The 19,096-nt window shown below is 62.5% G+C and carries 17 protein-coding genes and 1 riboswitch; of the genes, 4 read left to right on the plus strand and 13 right to left on the minus strand.

Translation table 11 applies throughout. The annotated features are described in order from the left end of the window. Positions 1 to 29: 29 nt before the first annotated feature. Positions 30 to 2,792, minus strand: a complete 2,763-nt coding sequence (polA, locus tag AC1RBA_RS24430) for a DNA polymerase I (protein ID WP_492420033.1) — start codon at positions 2,790 to 2,792, stop codon at positions 30 to 32. 292 nt (positions 2,793 to 3,084) lie between these two features. Between polA and AC1RBA_RS24435 the strand changes: the two genes are divergently transcribed. The 3 genes from AC1RBA_RS24435 (at position 3,085) to AC1RBA_RS24445 (ending at position 5,315) form a co-directional block, all read left to right on the plus strand. Further along, positions 3,085 to 3,480, plus strand: a complete 396-nt coding sequence (locus AC1RBA_RS24435; RefSeq protein WP_492420034.1) for a hypothetical protein — start codon at positions 3,085 to 3,087, stop codon at positions 3,478 to 3,480. An 84-nt stretch (positions 3,481 to 3,564) separates the two neighbouring features. Continuing rightward, positions 3,565 to 4,521: a homoserine kinase gene (locus AC1RBA_RS24440; RefSeq protein WP_492420035.1), complete on the plus strand. Its 957-nt coding sequence runs from the start codon at positions 3,565 to 3,567 to the stop codon at positions 4,519 to 4,521. 2 nt (positions 4,522 to 4,523) lie between these two features. Continuing rightward, positions 4,524 to 5,315, plus strand: a complete 792-nt coding sequence (locus AC1RBA_RS24445; protein WP_492420036.1) for a BPSS1780 family membrane protein — start codon at positions 4,524 to 4,526, stop codon at positions 5,313 to 5,315. A 318-nt stretch (positions 5,316 to 5,633) separates the two neighbouring features. On the opposite strand, the gene AC1RBA_RS24450 is transcribed toward AC1RBA_RS24445, so the two are convergent. Then, positions 5,634 to 7,943, minus strand: coding sequence for a UvrD-helicase domain-containing protein (locus tag AC1RBA_RS24450; protein ID WP_070278250.1), 2,310 nt, complete (start codon positions 7,941 to 7,943; stop codon positions 5,634 to 5,636). 109 nt (positions 7,944 to 8,052) lie between these two features. Between AC1RBA_RS24450 and AC1RBA_RS24455 the strand changes: the two genes are divergently transcribed. Beyond that, positions 8,053 to 8,328 (plus strand): hypothetical protein, encoded by a 276-nt coding sequence (locus tag AC1RBA_RS24455; RefSeq protein ID WP_070312409.1) that lies wholly within the window; start codon positions 8,053 to 8,055, stop codon positions 8,326 to 8,328. On the opposite strand, the gene AC1RBA_RS24460 is transcribed toward AC1RBA_RS24455, so the two are convergent. From AC1RBA_RS24460 to AC1RBA_RS24510, 11 genes are all read right to left on the minus strand, one after another. Then, positions 8,325 to 9,179 carry a hypothetical protein gene (locus AC1RBA_RS24460; RefSeq protein ID WP_492420037.1) on the minus strand — a complete coding sequence of 285 codons (855 nt, stop codon included), beginning with the start codon at positions 9,177 to 9,179 and terminating at the stop codon, positions 8,325 to 8,327. The genes AC1RBA_RS24455 and AC1RBA_RS24460 overlap by 4 nt on opposite strands. Positions 9,180 to 9,363: 184 nt before the next feature. Then, positions 9,364 to 10,470, minus strand: coding sequence for an S-(hydroxymethyl)glutathione dehydrogenase/class III alcohol dehydrogenase (locus tag AC1RBA_RS24465; protein ID WP_035824628.1), 1,107 nt, complete (start codon positions 10,468 to 10,470; stop codon positions 9,364 to 9,366). Positions 10,471 to 10,564: 94 nt separating this feature from the next. Then, complete coding sequence (locus tag AC1RBA_RS24470) at positions 10,565 to 11,197, minus strand: ANTAR domain-containing response regulator (protein ID WP_070222669.1); 633 nt, start codon at positions 11,195 to 11,197, stop codon at positions 10,565 to 10,567. 78 nt (positions 11,198 to 11,275) lie between these two features. Further along, positions 11,276 to 11,899 (minus strand): thiamine phosphate synthase, encoded by a 624-nt coding sequence (gene thiE / locus AC1RBA_RS24475; RefSeq protein ID WP_492420038.1) that lies wholly within the window; start codon positions 11,897 to 11,899, stop codon positions 11,276 to 11,278. A gap of 9 nt (positions 11,900 to 11,908) precedes the next feature. After that, positions 11,909 to 12,673, minus strand: a complete 765-nt coding sequence (thiD, locus tag AC1RBA_RS24480; RefSeq protein ID WP_492420066.1) for a bifunctional hydroxymethylpyrimidine kinase/phosphomethylpyrimidine kinase — start codon at positions 12,671 to 12,673, stop codon at positions 11,909 to 11,911. Further along, positions 12,673 to 13,467 carry a thiazole synthase gene (locus tag AC1RBA_RS24485; RefSeq protein WP_070312414.1) on the minus strand — a complete coding sequence of 265 codons (795 nt, stop codon included), beginning with the start codon at positions 13,465 to 13,467 and terminating at the stop codon, positions 12,673 to 12,675. Before AC1RBA_RS24485 ends, thiD begins: the two co-directional genes overlap by 1 nt. Positions 13,468 to 13,624: 157 nt before the next feature. Next, positions 13,625 to 13,828, minus strand: coding sequence for a sulfur carrier protein ThiS (gene thiS / locus AC1RBA_RS24490; RefSeq protein ID WP_070222852.1), 204 nt, complete (start codon positions 13,826 to 13,828; stop codon positions 13,625 to 13,627). A 20-nt stretch (positions 13,829 to 13,848) separates the two neighbouring features. Continuing rightward, positions 13,849 to 15,762, minus strand: a complete 1,914-nt coding sequence (thiC, locus tag AC1RBA_RS24495; RefSeq protein ID WP_070222679.1) for a phosphomethylpyrimidine synthase ThiC — start codon at positions 15,760 to 15,762, stop codon at positions 13,849 to 13,851. Positions 15,763 to 15,841: 79 nt separating this feature from the next. Beyond that, positions 15,842 to 15,957, minus strand: a riboswitch (TPP riboswitch). A gap of 108 nt (positions 15,958 to 16,065) precedes the next feature. Continuing rightward, the gene (locus AC1RBA_RS24500) at positions 16,066 to 16,323 is read right to left on the minus strand and encodes a hypothetical protein (RefSeq protein WP_070290027.1); all 258 of its coding nucleotides are present in this window, start codon (positions 16,321 to 16,323) and stop codon (positions 16,066 to 16,068) included. Between the two features lie 38 nt (positions 16,324 to 16,361). Then, positions 16,362 to 17,168 carry a response regulator gene (locus tag AC1RBA_RS24505; protein WP_070222683.1) on the minus strand — a complete coding sequence of 269 codons (807 nt, stop codon included), beginning with the start codon at positions 17,166 to 17,168 and terminating at the stop codon, positions 16,362 to 16,364. A gap of 28 nt (positions 17,169 to 17,196) precedes the next feature. After that, a complete protein-coding gene (locus AC1RBA_RS24510; RefSeq protein WP_083287235.1) occupies positions 17,197 to 19,056 on the minus strand; it encodes a hybrid sensor histidine kinase/response regulator in 1,860 nt (619 codons plus the stop codon). Positions 19,057 to 19,096: the final 40 nt, after the last annotated feature.

Raw genomic sequence — 19,096 nt, forward strand, 5'->3', positions numbered from 1 at the left:
GGGCATGCCCCGCGTAAGCCGACGCAGCATCAATGCGCTTCGTCCCAGTTCCTGCCTACGCCTACCTCGGCCGTCAGCGGCACTTTCAGCGCGGCCACGCCGGCCATGAGTTCCGGCAGCTTGCGCTTGACCAGTTCCAGTTCCGCATCCGGCACTTCCAGCACCAGTTCATCGTGCACCTGCATGATCATTTTCGTCTGCAAGCCGTCCGTTTCCAGCCAGCCTTGCACGGCGATCATGGCCAGCTTGATGAGGTCGGCGGCGGTGCCCTGCATCGGCGCGTTGATCGCCGCCCGTTCCGCCCCCTGGCGGCGCGGGCCGTTCGGCGAATTAATTTCTGGCAACCACAAACGGCGGCCAAACACGGTTTCCACGTAGCCGCGCGCCTTGGCTTGCTGGCGCGTGTCTTCCATGTACTGTTTCACTCCGGAAAAACGGGCAAAGTAACGGTCGATATAGCTTTGTGCGGCCGTGCGGTCCACGCCCAGGTTACCGGCCAGGCCGAAAGCGCTCATGCCGTAGATCAAACCGAAGTTGATGACCTTGGCGTAGCGGCGCTGCTCGCTCTGCACTTCCGCGGCCGGCACGCCAAAGATTTCGGCGGCCGTAGCGCGGTGAATGTCGATGCCGTCGGCAAACGCGCGCAGCATGGCTTCATCGCCCGAGATATGCGCCATGATACGCAATTCGATCTGCGAATAGTCGGCCGACACGATGTGGCTGCCCGGCGGCGCAATGAACGCTTCGCGGATGCGGCGGCCTTCCGCGCTGCGGATGGGGATATTCTGCAAGTTCGGGTCGTTCGACGCCAGACGCCCCGTCACGGCCACGGCTTGCGCATAGTTCGTATGCACGCGGCCCGTCGTAACGTTGATCATCTTCGGCAATTTATCGGTATACGTCGACTTCAGCTTGGCCATGCCGCGGTACTCGAGCAGCACTTTCGGCAGCGGATAATCCTCGGCCAGCTTTTGCAGCACTTCTTCATCCGTCGAGGGCGCGCCCGTCGGGGTCTTCTTGACCACCGGCAGCTTCAATTTCTCGAAGAAGATTTCGCCGATCTGCTTGGGCGAACCCAGGTTGAACGGCTGCTCGGCCAGTTCATACGCCTTCTTTTCCAGCTCGAGGATCTTCACGGCCAGCTCGGCCGACTGGATGTTGAGCAATTCGTCGTCGATCAGCACGCCGTTGCGCTCGATCTTTTGCAAGACCACGGCCGTCGGCATCTCGATCTTTTCATAGATGAAGGTGAGTTTTTCATCGTTCGCCACGTTGCCCCATATGGCATTGTGCAAGCGCAAGGTGACGTCGGCATCTTCGGCCGCGTATTTCGCCGCCTGTTCCACCTCGACCTGGTTGAAGGTGATCTGCTTGGCGCCCTTGCCGCACACGTCCTCGAACGGGATCGTCGTGTAGTTCAGGTGGCGCAGGGCCAGGCTGTCCATGTCGTGTTTCTTGTGCGATTCGAACACATACGATTCGAGCAAGGTATCGTGGGCGATGCCGCGCAACGTCACGCCATGGTTGGCGAAGATGTGGCTGTCATATTTCAGGTTCTGGCCCAGCTTGGGCTTGGTTTCATCTTCCAGCCACGGGCGCAATTTCGCCAGCACGTGTTCGCGCGTCAACTGTTCCGGCGCGCCCGCGTAGTCGTGGGCCAGCGGGATGTAACAGGCGGCGTGCTCGGCCACGGAGAGGGAAATGCCGACCATTTGCGCCGTCATCGGTTCCAGCGAGGTGGTTTCCGTGTCGACGGCCGTCAGGGCAGCCGCATCGATCAGCGCGATCCATTTGTCGAGCTGGGCATCCGTCAGCACGGTTTCATACTCGGCTTCCACCGCTGGCGCGGCATCGGCGAACATGTCGCCCGTCGTGTTGACGACGGAAACGCCGGCGGCAGGCGGCGCTCCGACGGGCGACATCGGCGGCGGCGTGGCGCCCAGTTCGCGTAGCAGGGCCTTGAAGCCGTAGCGGTTGAAGAAGGCCAGCAGCGCTTCCTTGTCTTCGTGTTTCGCCACCAGCGAGTCGGCGATCGTCGTCATATGGCCGGACAGATCGCAATCGGTCTTGACGGTGATCAAGGCGCGCGCCTGCGGCAGCCATGGCAGGGCCGTGCGCAAGTTTTCACCGACGGCGCCGCCCACCTTGGCCGCGTTTTCCATCACGCCTTCCAGGCTGTCGTACAAGGTCAGCCATTTGACGGCCGTTTTCGGGCCGCATTTCGACACGCCCGGCACGTTGTCGACCGTATCGCCGATCAGCGACAGATAATCGATGATGCGGTTGGGCGGCACGCCGAACTTGGCCAGCACGGCCGCTTCGTCGAGCTTTTCATTGCTCATGGTATTGATCAGCATCACCTGGCTGTTGACCAGCTGCGCCAGATCCTTGTCGCCCGTCGACACCACCACGTTCATGCCGGCGGCCGCCGCCTGCACGGCCAGGGTCCCGATCACGTCATCCGCTTCGACGCCGTCGACCATCAGAATCGGCCAGCCCATGGCGCGCACGGCTTCGTGGATCGGTTCGATCTGCAGCCGCAGGTCGTCCGGCATCGAGGCGCGCGTGGCCTTGTATTCGGGATACATATCATCGCGGAAAGTTTTACCTTTGGCGTCGAACACGCAGGCGATGTAGGCGGCCGGGTAATCGGCGCGCAGGCGGCGCAGCATGTTGACCATGCCATGCATGGCGCCCGTGGGGTAACCGTCCGGGCTGCGCAGGTCGGGCAGCGCATGGAAGGCACGATAGAGGTAACTGGAACCGTCGACTAACAGCAGGGTGTTTTGCATAATGCCAATAAAATAAGGTGAGCCGCGCCAGCCGGGAAGAAACAGCGGCGGGCGGGTGGAATATCGTCCAATTATCGCAGAGTTTAGGGCCGCGCCACCGGCCGCAATGCGTGCCGTTCCTGGCGTTTTTGCCACCCTGGCGGCCCCGAACGGGCATGCGTGCCGCCGCTGCCAGCCATTTCCGCTCATTTAAACAGCATTGCCTATCAGTTTGTTACAATGCCTTATAGATAAATTGACGGCATTACACCACTGCACGCGCTGCAGTCCCACACATGGAAGCGAACCCATCATGATGCGTACATCGACACTCTGGACATTCCTCACCCTGCCCCTGCTGGCATGTTCAGCCATTGCCAGCGCCCAGACGCCGGCCAAACCGAGCGACGCGCCGCCACAACTGGAACGCATCGAGGAAATGGGCGAAGCCCCCATCACCGTGGCGCCGGCCGCGGCCAAGCAGCAGATTACCGAAAAACGCGAAGCGGGCGTCACCAGCGAAGTGAAGGTCACCAGCGGCGGCAGCACCTATTACATGAAACCGGCCGCCGGCGCCGACCAGGCCAACGGCAACGCCCTGCGCGGCCCGCAATGGAAAGTGCTGGAATTTGATCTGGGCAAGAAGAAACAGAAACAACGCGACGAAGAGGCAGCGGACGCGCCAGCACCGCCCGCACCAGCGAAGTAAGCAGCCACTCTCTTCTGCCCTGCCCCGGCCATGCGCGGGGGCAGCCGGCTTTTTTTGACCTTTTAGACCATTCCTCTCTTTCCCATGGCAGTTTTTACCGCGCTACACCTGGACGATATCGGCCAGTGGATCACGCAGTTTCCACTCGGCAAACCTCTGGCGCTCAAGGGCATCGCGTCCGGCATCGAAAACAGCAATTTCTTCCTGAGCACGGAGCGCGGCGAGTTTGTGCTGACGATCTTTGAAAACCTCAGCTTCGAGCAATTGCCGTTCTATCTGCAACTGATGCGCCACCTGGCGGACCGGGGCGTGCTGGTGCCCGCGCCGATCGCCAATGCGGACGGCGAACTGGTGACGGCCCTGCAAGGCAAGCCGGCCGCCATCGTCAGCAAACTCGACGGCAGCTCGCAGATGGCGCCGCAAGCCGTGCATTGCGCCGCCGTGGGCGCCATGCTGGCGAAGATGCACCTGGCGGCGCAGGACTTCCCCCTGCAGCAGCCGAATCTGCGGGGCCTGGACTGGTGGAACGCCACCACGCCGCTGGTCTTGCACCATCTCGACGATGCCAGGGCGCACCTGCTGCGCGCGGAAATCCACTTCCAGGACGCCTTTGCTGCCTGCGATACGTATAAGGCCATCCCGCGCGGTCCCGTGCATGCCGACTTGTTCCGCAACAACGTCATGTTTGACGGCGAGCGCCTGACGGGCTTTTTCGACTTTTACTTTGCCGGCTGCGACACCTGGCTGTTCGACGTGGCCGTCACCGTCAACGACTGGTGCGTGGACCTGGCCACGGGCGTGCTCGACACGGTGCGCGTGCGCGCCCTGCTCGACGCCTACCAGGCCGTGCGTCCGTTTACGCACGAAGAACAAACGGCATGGCAACCGATGCTGCGCGCCGCCGCGCTGCGTTTCTGGCTGTCGCGCCTGTACGATTATTACCAGCCGCGCGAAGCGGAAATGCTGACACCGCACGATCCCACGCATTTCGAACGCATTCTGCGCGAACGTATCGCCACACCTGCTCCGGAACTGTTTTAAACATGGAAAAATTACCTGCAAGTACAGGTTGGCAATGGGTGAAACAGGGATTCGCCCTGTTTCGCAAGCAACCTGGCGGCATGTCGATGCTGTTTCTCGGCTATATGTTCTGCATGCTGGCCGTCAGCATCGTGCCCGTGCTCGGCCAATTGCTGCCCGTCATCCTGGTGCCCGTGTTTTCCGTCGCCTTCGTGCAAGGCTGCCTGAATATCGACCAGGGCAAGCGCGTCCTGCCCAGCCTGTTGATTTCGGGCTTCCGCAAACCCGCGTTTCCTTCCCTGTTCGGCCTGGGCGTGCTGTACATCCTGATGGCCATCGTCGCCATCGGCGCCTCGACCCTGGTGGACGACGGCTTGCTGTGGAAACTGGTCACGGGGCAACTGACGGAAGAAGCGGCACGCGCCGCCATCCCCGACTCGCGCCTGGGTCTGGGCATCCTGCTGGCCATCGTGCTGTACGTGCCCGCCGCCATGGCCTTCTGCTTTGCCGCGCCGCTGATCTACTGGAAACAAGTCAGCCTGGGCAAGGCGCTGTTCTTCAGCTTTTTCGCCGTCTGGCGTTCGCTGTCGGCCTTCATCGTCTTCGCCGCCACCTGGTTCGCCATCAGCGTCGTCACCAGCCAGTTGCTGGCCGTCATCTTTGGCCGCACGCCGCTGATGATGCAGCTGATGATGCCCCTGTCGATGATACTCACCATCATCATGCATTGCTCGTTCTACGCCGCCTACCGGCAAATCTTCGGCCTGCCCGTCGATGAGAGCAAGACGGTGTCGCTGGACAAGACCGGAGAGTGATCACCGGCCAGATGTAAAAAGGGGCAGCTTGCGCAGGCTGCCCCTTTTTTATATATCGAATGCCTTGCAACGCCAACAATGATGTCGGATTACGCTACGCTAATCCGACCTACGCGCTCTCGAATGCCTTGCAATGCCACAGCGTAGGTCGGATTAGCGGCGGCACGCCGCGTAATCCGACGCTGCGAGGCCAACAATGATGTCGGATTACGCTGCGCTAATCCGACCTACGCGCCAGACCAGATCACCGTTCCTGGCGTAGGTCGGATTAGCCGAAGGCGTAATCCGACGCCATCGTCAGCCATCCCGCGTGCCACATCACCGTCCCAGACGTTCCAGCTTGGCAATCCCCAGGTCCAGCACCTTCATGCCGTGCTGTCCGAAGTTGATCTGCGCGCGCGCATTGCCGCCGCCGCCTTCGATATTGACGATCACGCCTTCGCCGAACTTGGCGTGCGCCACCGATTCGCCGATGCGCCAGCCGCCGCCCGTGGCTTTTTGCGCGATCTTTTGCGCAATCGCATTGTCCGAACCCAGGCTGGCCACCTTGGGCGCCTCGTCCCAGGCCGACTTGCGGTTGCCGAACCAGTTGGCCTGCACCTTCGGCGACAGCCATTTCAAGGACTCTTCCGGCAACTCGTCGAAGAAGCGCGACTTCATGTTGTAGCGCGTCTGGCCGTGCAGCATGCGCGTCTGCGAAAAACTCATGTACAACCGCTTGCGCGCGCGCGTGATGGCCACGTACATCAGCCGGCGTTCCTCTTCCACGCCGTTGTCTTCCTTCGAACTGCTTTCGTGCGGGAACAGGCCCTCTTCCAGGCCCGTAATGAACACATTGTCGAATTCCAGGCCCTTGGCCGAATGTACCGTCATCATCTGCAGCGCATCCTGGCCCGCCTGCGCCTGGTTGTCGCCCGCTTCCAGCGACGCGTGCGAGAGGAAGGCGGAGAGCGGCGACATCACGGCCGGCAGCGGCGCGTCCGCGTCGAGTATCTCGATGCCATCCTGGTTGACGACGGGCGCGCCCGACTGCGCCTGGGCTGCTGGGCCCAGGTGGGCCGGTGCGCCCTGTCCAAAACCTTCCTCGGAAATGAACTGGCTGGCCGCGCTGACCATCTGCTCCAGATTCTCGATGCGGTCGGCGCCTTCCTTTTCATTCTGATAGTGTTGCAGCAAGGTACTCGCTTCCAGCACGACTCTGACCATTTCCGGCAGAGATAATTGCTGCGTTTCGAAGCGCACGCCTTCGATCAGTTTGACGAAACCGGCCAGCACGCTGCCCGCCTTGCCCGCCACATACGGCACGGATGCGTACAGCGAAATGCCGTACTGTTCCGACGCGGCCTGCAATTGCTCGATCGAGCGCATGCCGATGCCGCGCGTGGGGAAGTTGACCACGCGCAAGAAAGCGGAATCATTGTGCGGATTATCCATCAATTGCAAATAGGCAATTGCGTGCTTGACCTCGGCGCGCTGGAAGTAACGCTGGCCGCCATACACGTGGTATGGAATCGCGGCCGAGAACAGCGCATGTTCGATCACGCGCGACTGCGCGTTCGAACGGTACAGAATGGCGATTTCGCTGCGCGAGGCGCCATCGGCGATCAGGCTTTTCGCCTCTTCGATGATCCACTGCGCTTCCTGCAAATCGGAACTGGCTTCATACACACGCACCTGCTCGCCATGGCCCGCGTCCGTGCGCAAATTCTTGCCCAGGCGCTTGCTATTGTTCGCGATCAACACGTTGGCGCTGTCGAGGATGTGGCCGTGCGAGCGGTAGTTCTGCTCCAGCTTGATCAAGTTCTTCACCTGGAACTCGTGCTCGAAGGCGCTCATGTTGCCGACATTCGCGCCGCGGAACGCGTAGATGCTCTGGTCATCGTCGCCGACGGCAAACAGGGCGCCGCCATCGCGGCTGCCGTGGCCGGCCAGCAATTTCAACCAGTTGTATTGCAGGTTGTTCGTATCCTGGAACTCGTCCACCAAAATGTGGCGGAAACGCGCCTGGTAATGCTCGCGCAACGGTTGGTTGCGGCTCAGCAACTCATACGTGCGCAGCAACAGTTCCGCAAAATCGACGACGCCTTCGCGCTGGCACTGGTCGTCGTACAACTGGTAAAGCTCGACCATCTTGCGCTCGTGCGCGTCATACGCTTCCACGTCCGTGGCGCGCAAACCCTGGTCCTTGGCATTGTTAATGAAATACATCACCGTCTTCGGCGGGAATTTCTCATCATCAATGTTGTTCGCCTTCAACAAGCGCTTGATCACGGATAGCTGATCCTGGGAATCGAGGATCTGGAACGTTTGCGGCAAGGCCGCATCGCGGTAATGCGTGCGCAGCAAGCGGTTGCACAGGCCGTGGAAGGTGCCGATCCACATGCCGCGCGTGTTGATCGGCAGCATGGCCGACAGGCGCGTGAGCATTTCCTTGGCGGCTTTATTCGTAAAGGTCACGGCCAGGATGCCGGGCGGCGATACCTGCTGGGTCTGGATCAGCCACGCGATGCGGGTGGTCAGCACGCGGGTCTTGCCCGAACCGGCGCCGGCCAGGATCAGCGCATGCTGGGCCGGCAGGGTGACGGCAGCCAATTGTTCGGGATTGAGGTTGTGAAGAAGATTTTGCATCCCGTGATTATACCGGCATGGCTAAAAATACTGTGCATTTGTCCAGCGGTCGCGCCATTTTACCCACGCGCGCTACAATCGGCATCCCGACACAACGGCCTGTATCCCCATGACACCACCCACCCACCTCGACGGCGCCCGCGTACTGGCCTGGGCCTGGTCCGACTTGCCCTTCGGCCACGTCGCCAGTGAAGCCGGCACCGCCCCCATCGCCATCCACGGCCTGGCCGTGTGCCAGTATGCGGGCGAGGCGCGCGTCTACCGTTTCAGCTGCGACGCTCGCTGGGATACGCTGCAGGATGAGGTGTATGCGAGCGAAGACGAGGCCAGGGCGCAGCTGCCGGCGCAATACCGGGCCGTGGCCGCCAGCTGGAACCAAGTCTAGCGCACCGGCTTGGCCTTGCCTTCGCTGAGCGCCTGGGCAATCACCTGGCGCGTGGCCTTGTCGGCTGCCTTCGTGGCTTTTTCCTGCTGGCGTCCCAGCGCTTCCATCTGCTTGCCCAGGGTTTCCATCGGCTTGCCGCGCTGATCCATCTGGCGCGACAGCACATCCACCTTGTCCGCCTCGCGTTCTTGCGCGGTGGCAATGCGGTCGTTGACCTCTTCCATGGCGTCCTGCGCATCTTCCATCTGCTGCTGCAGGCGTTCCACCTCGCGTCCGGCCGCGCGGCGCGCCGTCTCCGTGGTGGCCTGCGCCTGGCGGCGTGCCGCCTCGCCCATCTTGCGGCCCAGTTCCTGCTGCTGGCGGCCCAGCGCCTGCAGTTGCGCCACATCGCGCGCGCCGACGTTCGCCTGCGCCGCGCCATGGGCGCCCATCTTGCTGCCCAGTTCGCCCATCGCCTTGCCATGTTCGCTCATCTGCTTGCCCAGGCCGCTCATCTGAAAGCCCATATCTTGCGACGGCTTCCAGGCGTCGCGCACGCGGGCCAGCAGCGTGGCATCCTGCGTCACATAGCCCTTGCCCTGGTCGCGGAACCACAGGAACTGTCCCTTGAGCGAACGCTGCAGCTGCTTGATCTGCTGGCCGTCGACATCGGTGCCGGCCATGGTGACGCTATCCTCGCTGCTGTCGACGAGCGCATAGCCATCGCCGCTGCCCATGGAAATATTGATCTGCTTGCTCGGCGCGGCCGGTGCGGCCGGTGGCGCGGGCGGCTGCGGCGGCTGCACGGCCAGCGCGCTGCCGCCAAGCACAATACCGGCCAGACTGAGGATCAAACGGTGGGAAGTGGACATGGCTGCCTCGTCGCAAAAGTAGTGGAGCATCGACTGTAGCGGCGGATGGCGCACGGCTCCAGCGCGGTGCGACAGGCTGCAAAAAGACCTGCCTGGATGGCAGACACGGACGATGGATGGCACGCGGGGCAAAAAAAACGGAGGCCGCAGCCTCCGCAAAAACGCCGTGGTACGGCGTAATGTATTAGTACAGCACGACGGAGCGGATCGATTCGCCGCTCTTCATCAGGTCGAAACCCTGGTTGATGTCGTCGAGCTTCAGACGGTGCGTGATCAAGTCGTCGATATTGAGCTTGCCTTCCATGTACCAGTCGACGATCTTCGGCACGTCCGTGCGGCCGCGCGCGCCGCCGAAAGCGGAGCCTTTCCACACGCGCCCCGTCACCAGCTGGAATGGACGCGTGGAAATTTCCTGGCCGGCCGCCGCCACGCCGATGATGATGGACTGGCCCCAGCCCTTGTGGCAGCACTCGAGCGACTGGCGCATGGTGGTGGTGTTGCCGATGCATTCAAAACTGTAGTCGGCGCCGCCGTCCGTCAGCTGCACGATGGTGTCGACGACGTTTTCCACTTCGTTGGCGTTGACAAAATGCGTCATGCCGAACTTGCGCGCGATGTCCTGGCGCGCCGGGTTGATGTCCACGCCGATGATTTTATCGGCGCCGACCATCTTCGCCGCCTGGATCACGTTCAGGCCGATGCCGCCCAGGCCGAACACGACGACATTCGCGCCCGCCTCGACCTTGGCCGTAAACAGCACGGCGCCCACGCCGGTGGTGACGCCGCAGCCGATGTAGCAGACCTTGTCGAACGGTGCGTCTTCGCGGATTTTTGCGAGCGCGATTTCCGGCACGACGATGTAGTTCGAAAAGGTGGAGGTGCCCATGTAGTGGAAGATGGGCTTGCCGTCGATGGAGAAGCGCGAGGTCGCGTCCGGCATCAGGCCGCGGCCCTGGGTCGAGCGGATCGACTGGCACAGGTTGGTCTTTTGCGACAGGCAGAATTTGCACTGGCGGCATTCCGGCGTGTACAGGGGGATGACGTGGTCATCCTTCTTCAGGCTTTTCACGCCCGGGCCCACGTCGACGACGATGCCGGCGCCTTCATGGCCGAGGATGGACGGGAAGATGCCTTCAGGGTCGGCGCCCGACAGGGTGTAGTAATCGGTGTGGCAAATGCCCGTGGCCTTGATCTCGACCAGTACTTCGCCCTCGCGCGGGCCGGCCAGGTCGACTTCTTCGATGGTCAGCGGGGCGCCCGCCTTCCAGGCAATCGCTGCTTTGGTTTTCATGTATGTCCTTGCTGTGTATGGTTGAACCAGGCGCGCCAGCGCGCCGTATCGCCACATCATAGCAAGGCAGGCATGCGGGCGCGAGAGGATACGCTTACTTGGTCTTTGCCCGGTTCAAAAATGCGCCGTGCAAGCCGTTCAAGGTTTCCTCGGCCAGCAGCAGCTGGCTGGCGATTTCATTGATCTTGCGGCGGCTGGAGCGGGCGTGGTCGCGCAGCACTTCGAACGCCGTGTTGCGGTCCGTCTGGAACTTGCCCATCAGCAAACCCACGGCCAGGCTCGTTTCGCGGCCGGCGGCCAGGGCCGCGTTCAGGTTCAGCTCGGTGCGACGCAACTGGCGGATTTCATCGGCACGGGCCAGGCCCGCTTCGAACGCCGGCATCAAGCGGCCTTCGTCGACGGGTTTGACCACGTAGCCGACGGCGCCATAGGCGGCTGCCTGCTTGCCCGATTCGCTGTCACCGCTGCCGGACAGGAACATGAACGGCACGCCCGTCTCGCCATGCAGGCGCTTGGCCAGTTCCAGGCCGGACATGCCCGGCATGTGGATGTCGAGCAAAGCCAGGTCCGGCTCGCGCTGGGCGACCAGCTGCAGCGCCACTTCGGCCGAATTGGCCAGGGCCGTCTCGTAGCCGGCATGGCGCAGGACTTCGCCGAGGAATTCCAACAGGAGCTGGTCATCGTCAACGATCAGGATAAGGCGTTTCGCGGCGGCTGGCTGACTCATGGGTGGGGAACCTCGGTAATGAATGATGTTCTTATTATATGCCGATTATTGCCCCAAATCAGCCCCGTATGTCCATGCTCATGCCGCGAATAATTGATTGAATTGCTGCACCGCAATATTCACATCGTCCGCCTCGTATGCATTGTTAAAGACGCTGCTGATGGCCGCCACCATGTCGGCGCCGCGCGCCACCAGCGGCGCCGCGTTCTCCGGCGTCATGCCGCCGATCACCACGCAGGGCAAGGCGATCTCGCGTTTCGCCTGCAGCACGATGTCCAGGGGCGTGGTCACCGGATACTTTTTCACCAGCGAAGGATAAAAGCCGCCGAAGGCCACGTAGCTGGCGCCGCCGGCCTCGGCCGTCCTTGCCAGGGCCATGTCGCCATAGCAGGAAGCGCCGACGATCTTGTCCTTGCCCAGGCGGGCGCGCACCTGCGCCACGGACGCGTCCAGGCCGCCCACGTGCACGCCATCGGCGTCGAGCTCTTCGCACAGTTCGATAAAATCGTTGATGATAAAGGGCACGCCATACTTGCGGGCCAGGGCCAGCAAGGCGCCCGCCTGCTCGCGCCGCTGCTGCGCCTCGGCGCTCTTGTGGCGGTATTGCAGCAGGGCCACGCCTTCCTGCAAGGCTTGCTCGCTCACGTCGAGCAGGCGGTCGGTGTCGTCCCAATTCGGGGTAACCAGATACAGTCCACGCATGATGTTTCCTTATTGAATGAATCGTTGCGGCATAAGCTGACCTGGCGCAATCGCATACGCGCCGGCCAGGGCCGCATGGCAATAGCTTTGCGCCAGATCCAGCGCTTCAGGCAATGCCTGTCCCAGCGCCAGGCGCGCCGCGATGGCCGAGGCCAGGGTGCAGCCGCTGCCGTGAAATTCTCCGGGCAGGCGCGGCCAGCACCATTCGCGCTCCGCGCCAGCGGCGTCAAACCAGCGGTTGATGATCGTCTGGCCCTCGCCGTGGCCGCCCGTCACCAGCACGTGGCCACAGCCTTGTGCGCGCAACGCTGCTTCGCCACCGAGGGCCAGCGCTTCGGGCCCGTTCGGTACGATCACGGTAGTCACCGGCAACAAGGGTGCCAGCGCCAGCACGGCATCATCCCGGCTGAGCACGTCGCCATGGCCGCTGGCCAGCACGGGATCGAGCACCACGGGCAAGTCCGGCCGGCTTTGGCGCAATTGCGCGATCAGCTGCGCGATGACGGCCGCATTCGCGGCGCTGCCCGGGATGCCGATTTTCACGGCGCTGATTACCATCTTGTCGATCAGCGCCAGCGCCTGCCGGCGCAGCCATTCCGGCGCCACCGGCTGCACGCCGAAGACCCTGTCGTTGTCCTGCACCGTCAGCGCCGTGATCACGGGCAAGGCATGCGCGCCCTGCGCCGCAATCGCGACAATATCGGCGGCGATGCCGGCGCCGCCGGACGGGTCGGCGCCGGCAAACACGAGCACGGTGCGGTGCATCGGCACCATCACGTCAGGCGGCCCGCCATCGGCGACGATGGGGAAGCGGCAAATTTGCGGGGCATGCGTCCCGCCAGAAACGCTTCGCGCCCGGCCCGCACGGCCAGCTTCATGGCACGCGCCATGCGCACGGGATCGCGCGCGCCGGCAATGGCCGTGTTCATCAGCACGCCATCGCAACCGAGTTCCATGGCAATGGCCGCATCCGACGCCGTGCCCACGCCCGCATCGACGAGCACGGGCACTTTCGCCTGGTCGATGATGAGCGACAAATTCCACGGGTTCAGGATGCCCATGCCCGAGCCGATCAGCGAGGCCAGCGGCATGACGGCCACGCAGCCGATCTCTTCCAGAATCTTCGCCTGGATGGGGTCATCGCTGCAGTAGACCATCACGTCAAAACCATCTTTGACCAGCGCTTCGGCCGCAATCAACGTTTCCGGCATGTGCGGGAACAGGGTCTTTTCATCGCCCAGCACCTCGAGCTTGACCAGGTTGCGCCCGCCCAGCAGTTCGCGCGCCAGCTGCAGGGTGTAGACGGCGTCTTTCGCGTTGTAGCAGCCGGCCGTGTTCGGGAGTATCGTGTACTGGTCCGGCGGCACGAAGTCGAGCAGGCTGGGCGCGTTCGGGTCTTGCCCGATATTCACGCGGCGGATCGCCACCGTGATGATCTGCGCCTCGGCCGCATCCGTCGCTTCGCGCGTCTGCGGCAAGTCCTTGTACTTGCCGCTGCCCACCAGCAAGCGCGATTGGTATTGCTTGCCTGCGATGGTCAGCAGGTCGTCATGTGTTGCGGTATTCATGTGCTTTTCCTTAAGTTTTTAAACGTCCGAAGAAAACCGTAGCGAGCGGCGATGATTTGTGGCCGAGACGCGCAACCGTGCTAGAGCACGGGGGCGCCGAGCCGGTGAGCATCACAGGCCGCAAAGCACGACGCGCAGTAGGTTTGCTTGGACGTTTTCAGCCACCGCCAATGGCGCGTACAATTTCCACTTGGTCTTGCGTTTGCAAGACCTGTCCTGGCCACGCCTTGCGCGGCACGACGTTGCGGTTGACGGCCAGCGCCAGCGCCTGGTTTTCCAGCGACAGCGCGGCAATCAATTGATCGAGTGTCTGCCCCGGCGGCACCTGGTGCGGTGCGCCGTTGAGCGTGATGGATATCAATGCAGGCATCACGCTCTCCTTCAGACCTTGCGGTACAGCTCGGCGCCGTTCTTGATGAACTCGATGGCCTTGATTTCCATGCCCTGCTGGAGCGCCTTGTCTTCCGCGATGCCCATACCGGCCGCGTATTCGCGCACTTCCTGCGTGATCTTCATCGAACAGAAATGGGGGCCGCACATGGAGCAGAAATGCGCCACCTTGGCTGAATCCTTGGGCAAGGTTTCATCGTGGAATTCGCGCGCCTTGTCCGGGTCCAGGCCGATGTTGAACTGGTCGTCCCAGCGGAATTCGAAGCGGGCTTTCGACAGCGCGTTGTCGCGGATCTGCGCGCCCGGATGGCCTTTCGCCAGGTCGGCCGCATGCGCCGCGATCTTGTACGTGATGATGCCGTCCTTGACGTCCGCCTTGTTGGGCAAGCCCAGGTGTTCCTTCGGCGTCACGTAGCACAGCATGGCCGTGCCATACCAGCCGATCATGGCCGCGCCGATGCCCGAAGTGATGTGGTCGTAGCCGGGCGCGATGTCCGTCGTCAGCGGCCCCAGGGTGTAGAACGGCGCTTCGCCGCACTGCTCCAACTGCAAGTCCATGTTTTCTTTAATGAGTTGCATGGGCACGTGGCCCGGGCCCTCGATCATCACTTGCACGTCGTGCTTCCAGGCAACCTGCGTCAGCTCGCCCAGGGTCTTCAATTCGCCCAGCTGCGCCTCGTCGTTGGCGTCGTAGATGGAACCGGGACGCAAGCCGTCGCCCAGCGAGAACGACACGTCATACGCCTTCATGATTTCGCAGATTTCTTCGAAATGCGTGTACAGGAACGATTCCTGGTGGTGCGCCAGGCACCATTTGGCCATGATGGAGCCGCCGCGCGAAACGATGCCCGTCAGGCGCTTGGCCGTCATCGGAACGTAGCGCAGCAGCACGCCCGCGTGGATGGTGAAGTAGTCGACGCCCTGCTCGGCCTGCTCGATCAAAGTGTCGCGGAAGATTTCCCACGTCAGATCCTCGGCCTTGCCGTTGACCTTTTCTAAGGCCTGGTAAATGGGCACGGTGCCGATGGGCACGGGGCTGTTGCGCACGATCCATTCGCGCGTTTCGTGGATATGCTTGCCGGTAGACAAGTCCATCACGTTATCGCCGCCCCAGCGGATGGCCCAGGTCATCTTTTCCACTTCCTCGCCGATCGACGAGGTGACGGCGGAATTGCCGATGTTGGCGTTGATTTTCACGAGGAAATTGCGGCCGATGATCATCGGCTCGACTTCCGGGTGGTTGATGTTGGCGGGAATGATGGCGCGGCCGCGGGCGATTTCCTCGCGCACGAATTCCGGCGTGATCTCGGCCGGGATGCTGGCGCCGAAGGACTGGCCCGGGTGCTGGCGGCCCATCAGGTCGGCCAGGCGCTCGCCCATGGGGCCGGAAGCTTTCAGTTCACGCAGATATTCCTGGCGGCGCATGTTTTCGCGGATGGCGACGAATTCCATTTCCGGCGTGATGATGCCCTGGCGCGCGTAATGCATCTGTGTAACATTCTTGCCGGCAATGGCGCGGCGCGGCTTGCGGTGCAGATTGAAACGCAGCTCGGCCAGCTTCGGGTCCGCCAGGCGGGCGATGCCGTAGTCGGAAGTGGGGCCGGGCAACTCTTCCGTATCGGCCCGCTCCATGATCCATGGCAGGCGCGGCGTATCGAGGCCCGAGCGGATGTCGATCCGCACGTCCGGGTCCGTGTACGGGCCGGAGGTATCGTAGACGTAGATCGGCGGATTCTTTTCGCCGCCGAACGATGCTTCCGTGTCGGACTGGCTGATCTCGCGCATGGGTACGCGGATGTCGGGGCGGCTGCCCTGCACGTAGATCTTGCGCGAATTGGGCAGCGGCGCGATGGCGGCTTCGTCGACCGTGGCGGTGGCGGAGAGGAATTTCGGGTTGGCGTTCATTTTGGCTCCTTGGCTAGACTATTTTTAAGCCTGGAGCCAGCTAAGGAGGTTCGGAATTACGCACGCGGAAAGGCGGGGTGCGTTCATCCTAAAGCTTCCCTTCGCTGGCATTATCCAGATCAGGTTCGGAGGGTATTTCTCACCCGCGCTTGCACTGTGTTTCCACAGCGAAAGGCAGGACCCCTAGCGTTTGCCGCCTTGCGGCAGCGAGCCAATTATACGCGGTTCGCGCCGCGTGGCCAGATGATTTCTTGCAGGTGTCGTCTTTGCGCATCTGCTGCAATGCAGCAGATGGCGTCACGATTATTTCTTCTTGCCCCAGCGCCAGGCGGTCGGTTCGCCCTTCAGCTGGCAGATGAAAATGAGCACGGCGACGATGGCCACTTCATACACGATGTAGCCGACGAGCATGGTTTGCGGCGGGAACAGGAAGGCGCCGCAGGCGAACAGCGCCAGCGCGGCCAGGAACACCAGCCAGCCCTGCCAGGTGATGGGCAAGCCCCAGCCCCAGCCATAGGTCTTGGCGGGGAACCAGTATTGCGGTGGTGATTTGTCAGTCATGATTTTTCCTGGTCAATATCAATAACACCAAGTATAAATCACGCTCCCCGCAAGCGCTCCGTGACATCGAGGCCGATGCCGCGGTAGCCGATGAAGCGGCTGCCATTGTCGAACATCGGTTCGCCGCTGACCTGCAGGTACTGCGTGCTGCCGTCGAGGTTGGCGCGGCTGTAGATGAAGTCGAGAAACGGTTCGCGCGCGGCAATTTTTGCGTCGAGCAAGGCGCGCTCGGCGGCATTCCAGCGCTGCGGCTCTTCCTCGCTGCCGATGCCCAGCATCTCGGCCACGGGGCCGGAAAAGCGCGTCAAATTGCCCTGCGCATCCTGTTCCCAGTACCAGTCGGACGACAGTTCCGTGAAACGCTGAAAGCGCGCTTCGCTTTCGCGCAGCTCCGCCGTGCGGTCTTCCACCATCTGTTCCAGCGACTTGTTGTATTCGGCCAGCTTCTGGTACAGCAAGCGCACTTCCAGCATGTTGTGGATGCGCGTCTTGACTTCCACCAGGTCGAAGGGCTTGCTGACGAAATCCTTGGCGCCCGCTTGCAGGGCGCGCAGCTTGTGGCCGGGCTGGGCCGTGATCACCAGCACGGGCAGGTAGCTGCCCGCCTCGAGGTCGCGCAAGCCTTCCATGACTTCGAAGCCATCCATTTCCGGCATCTGCAAGTCGAGCAGGATCAGGTCGTAGCGGTGCTGCTGATGCAGCGCGCGCACGGCTTGCGGGTCCATGGTGGACGTGATGCGCGTGTAGCCGGCATTGCGCAGCACCTGTTCGAGCAGCATGACGTTGGCCTCCTGGTCATCGACGATGAGGATGCTGGCGTTCAGGATCTCGGTGGCTTGAAGCATGGCGGTATTCCTAAAATTGATTGCTGAATTAGCGTATTGCGTGAGTGTCGTCGGCCAGGCCGTGCGCGGCTGCATGGTGCAGGGCTACATCGAGCGCATCCATGAATTCGACCACCTTGATCGGCTTGGTGAGATAGCGGAAGAAGCCCGCTTGCAAGCCTTTCTCGATGTCGCGCGGCACGGCATTGGCCGACAAGGCCATGACGGGGATGTGGCTGGTGAGGGGATCATCATGCAGGATATGCAGCGCGCCATAGCCGCTGATGCCGGGCAGGTTGATATCCATCAAGATCACGTCGGGCTGGTAGGTGCGCGCCAGGTCGATGCCCAGATGCGCATCGATGGCCGTCAGCAGTTTCAAGTCGCTGCGGCGGGCGATCAATTGCTCGACCAGCGCCAGGTTGGCGGGATTGTCTTCCACGTACAGCAAAGTGCGCTGGCTTTCCTGCGGTTCCTGCACCTGCGGCAGCGCATCGCCGTCGCCCAGCACCAGTTCCGGTGCGCTGCTGGCGGCCAGCTCGAACCAGAACGTGGTGCCCACGCCGACGGTGCTGTCGACGCCGATGGTGCCGCCCATCAATTCGACCAGTTGCTTGGTGACGACCAGGCCGATGCCCGTGCCCTCTTCCGTGCTGTTTTCCTGTCCCAGGCGATTAAACGGCTGGAACAGCTGCGCCACCTGGGCCGCGTCGAGGCCGGCGCCGCTGTCGCGCACGCTCACGCGCACGCGCTCGCCATGCCGGCTGCATTCGACGGTGACGGCGCCGCCGCCCTGGTTGTACTTGATGGCGTTCGACAGCAGGTTGATCATCACCTGTTTCACGCGCGTGCGGTCCGCATGCACATAGAACGCCTTGCCGCAGCGGGGGAAATGCATGCGGATGCCGCGCTTTTCCGCCTGCGGCGCGATCATGGCCTGGCAATCCTGCAGCACGTCGAGCAGCGACATCGCTTCCTGGGACAGGGTGACCTTGCCCGATTCGATCATGGCCAGGTCGAGAATTTCATTAATCAAGCGCAACAGGTACCAGCCGCCCTTGAGGATTTGCTCGATCGAACGCTGCTGCGGCGGGCTGGGCGGCGGCACGTCGGACGCCATGAGCTGGGCAAAGCCCAGCACGGCATTCAAGGGCGTGCGCAATTCATGGCTCATGCTCGACAGGAATTCGGACTTGGCGCGGTTGGCCTTTTCCGCCACCAGTCGCGCCTTTTTCAACTCGGCATTATTGGTCTCGACCAGCGAGCGCGTGTACGCCTGCTGTTCGCGCAGGCGCTGGTCCAGCAGCGCCTGTTCCGCCTCGACCTGCTTGCGCACCGTGTTGTCGGTGCCGATCAGCAGATAGCCGATGACCTTGCTCTGCGCGTCGCGCAAGGCCGTCACGGAGACGATGGCGGGGAAGCGGCTGCCATCCTTGCGGATGTGGGTCAGCTCATAGATGTCTTCGATGCCGCGCGTGGCCTTGAACACGAGCGCTTCCACGCCCGGCGTGATGACGGTGTCGAGCTCGGCGCTGAGGGCGGCGGCGCGGGTGACGATTTCTTGCGCGTCGGAAATACCGGCCGGCGTCAGTTTGTCGACCACGTCGCTGGCTGCGTAGCCGAGCATGCGTTCGGCGCCCACGTTGAAGATCTGGATCACGCCCTGCGCATCGGTGGCGATGCACGAGAAATTGGCGCTGTTGAAAATCGCATCCTGCAAGGCGCCCGCCTTGAGCAGCTGGCGCGGCAGGCTGGCCGACACCGTGCGCCGGTACAGCGCCACCAGCATCAGCAACAGCAGGCATACCAGGGCCTCGATCAGGATCGCCGCATCAAAAGGCGGCGCGCGCCAGGCCAGCACGCCGATGACCACCAATACGATGGCGCTGAACGAGAATGCCAATGTCATGGGCCAGCGCGAAGGGGCGCGAGTAGGGTGATTTTCAACT

This window comes from Janthinobacterium sp. GW823-FHT03B06, assembly GCF_058796955.1.

Coding starts and splice junctions, on each gene's coding strand:
- polA (WP_492420033.1), bottom strand. CDS start 2,792: ATGCAAAACACCCTGCTGTTAGTCGACGGTTCCAGTTACCTCTATCGT.
- AC1RBA_RS24435 (WP_492420034.1), top strand. CDS start 3,085: ATGATGCGTACATCGACACTCTGGACATTCCTCACCCTGCCCCTGCTG.
- AC1RBA_RS24440 (WP_492420035.1), top strand. CDS start 3,565: ATGGCAGTTTTTACCGCGCTACACCTGGACGATATCGGCCAGTGGATC.
- AC1RBA_RS24445 (WP_492420036.1), top strand. CDS start 4,524: ATGGAAAAATTACCTGCAAGTACAGGTTGGCAATGGGTGAAACAGGGA.
- AC1RBA_RS24450 (WP_070278250.1), bottom strand. CDS start 7,943: ATGCAAAATCTTCTTCACAACCTCAATCCCGAACAATTGGCTGCCGTC.
- AC1RBA_RS24455 (WP_070312409.1), top strand. CDS start 8,053: ATGACACCACCCACCCACCTCGACGGCGCCCGCGTACTGGCCTGGGCC.
- AC1RBA_RS24460 (WP_492420037.1), bottom strand. CDS start 9,179: ATGTCCACTTCCCACCGTTTGATCCTCAGTCTGGCCGGTATTGTGCTT.
- AC1RBA_RS24465 (WP_035824628.1), bottom strand. CDS start 10,470: ATGAAAACCAAAGCAGCGATTGCCTGGAAGGCGGGCGCCCCGCTGACC.
- AC1RBA_RS24470 (WP_070222669.1), bottom strand. CDS start 11,197: ATGAGTCAGCCAGCCGCCGCGAAACGCCTTATCCTGATCGTTGACGAT.
- thiE (WP_492420038.1), bottom strand. CDS start 11,899: ATGCGTGGACTGTATCTGGTTACCCCGAATTGGGACGACACCGACCGC.
- thiD (WP_492420066.1), bottom strand. CDS start 12,673: ATGGTGCCGATGCACCGCACCGTGCTCGTGTTTGCCGGCGCCGACCCG.
- AC1RBA_RS24485 (WP_070312414.1), bottom strand. CDS start 13,467: ATGAATACCGCAACACATGACGACCTGCTGACCATCGCAGGCAAGCAA.
- thiC (WP_070222679.1), bottom strand. CDS start 15,762: ATGAACGCCAACCCGAAATTCCTCTCCGCCACCGCCACGGTCGACGAA.
- AC1RBA_RS24500 (WP_070290027.1), bottom strand. CDS start 16,323: ATGACTGACAAATCACCACCGCAATACTGGTTCCCCGCCAAGACCTAT.
- AC1RBA_RS24505 (WP_070222683.1), bottom strand. CDS start 17,168: ATGCTTCAAGCCACCGAGATCCTGAACGCCAGCATCCTCATCGTCGAT.
- AC1RBA_RS24510 (WP_083287235.1), bottom strand. CDS start 19,056: ATGACATTGGCATTCTCGTTCAGCGCCATCGTATTGGTGGTCATCGGC.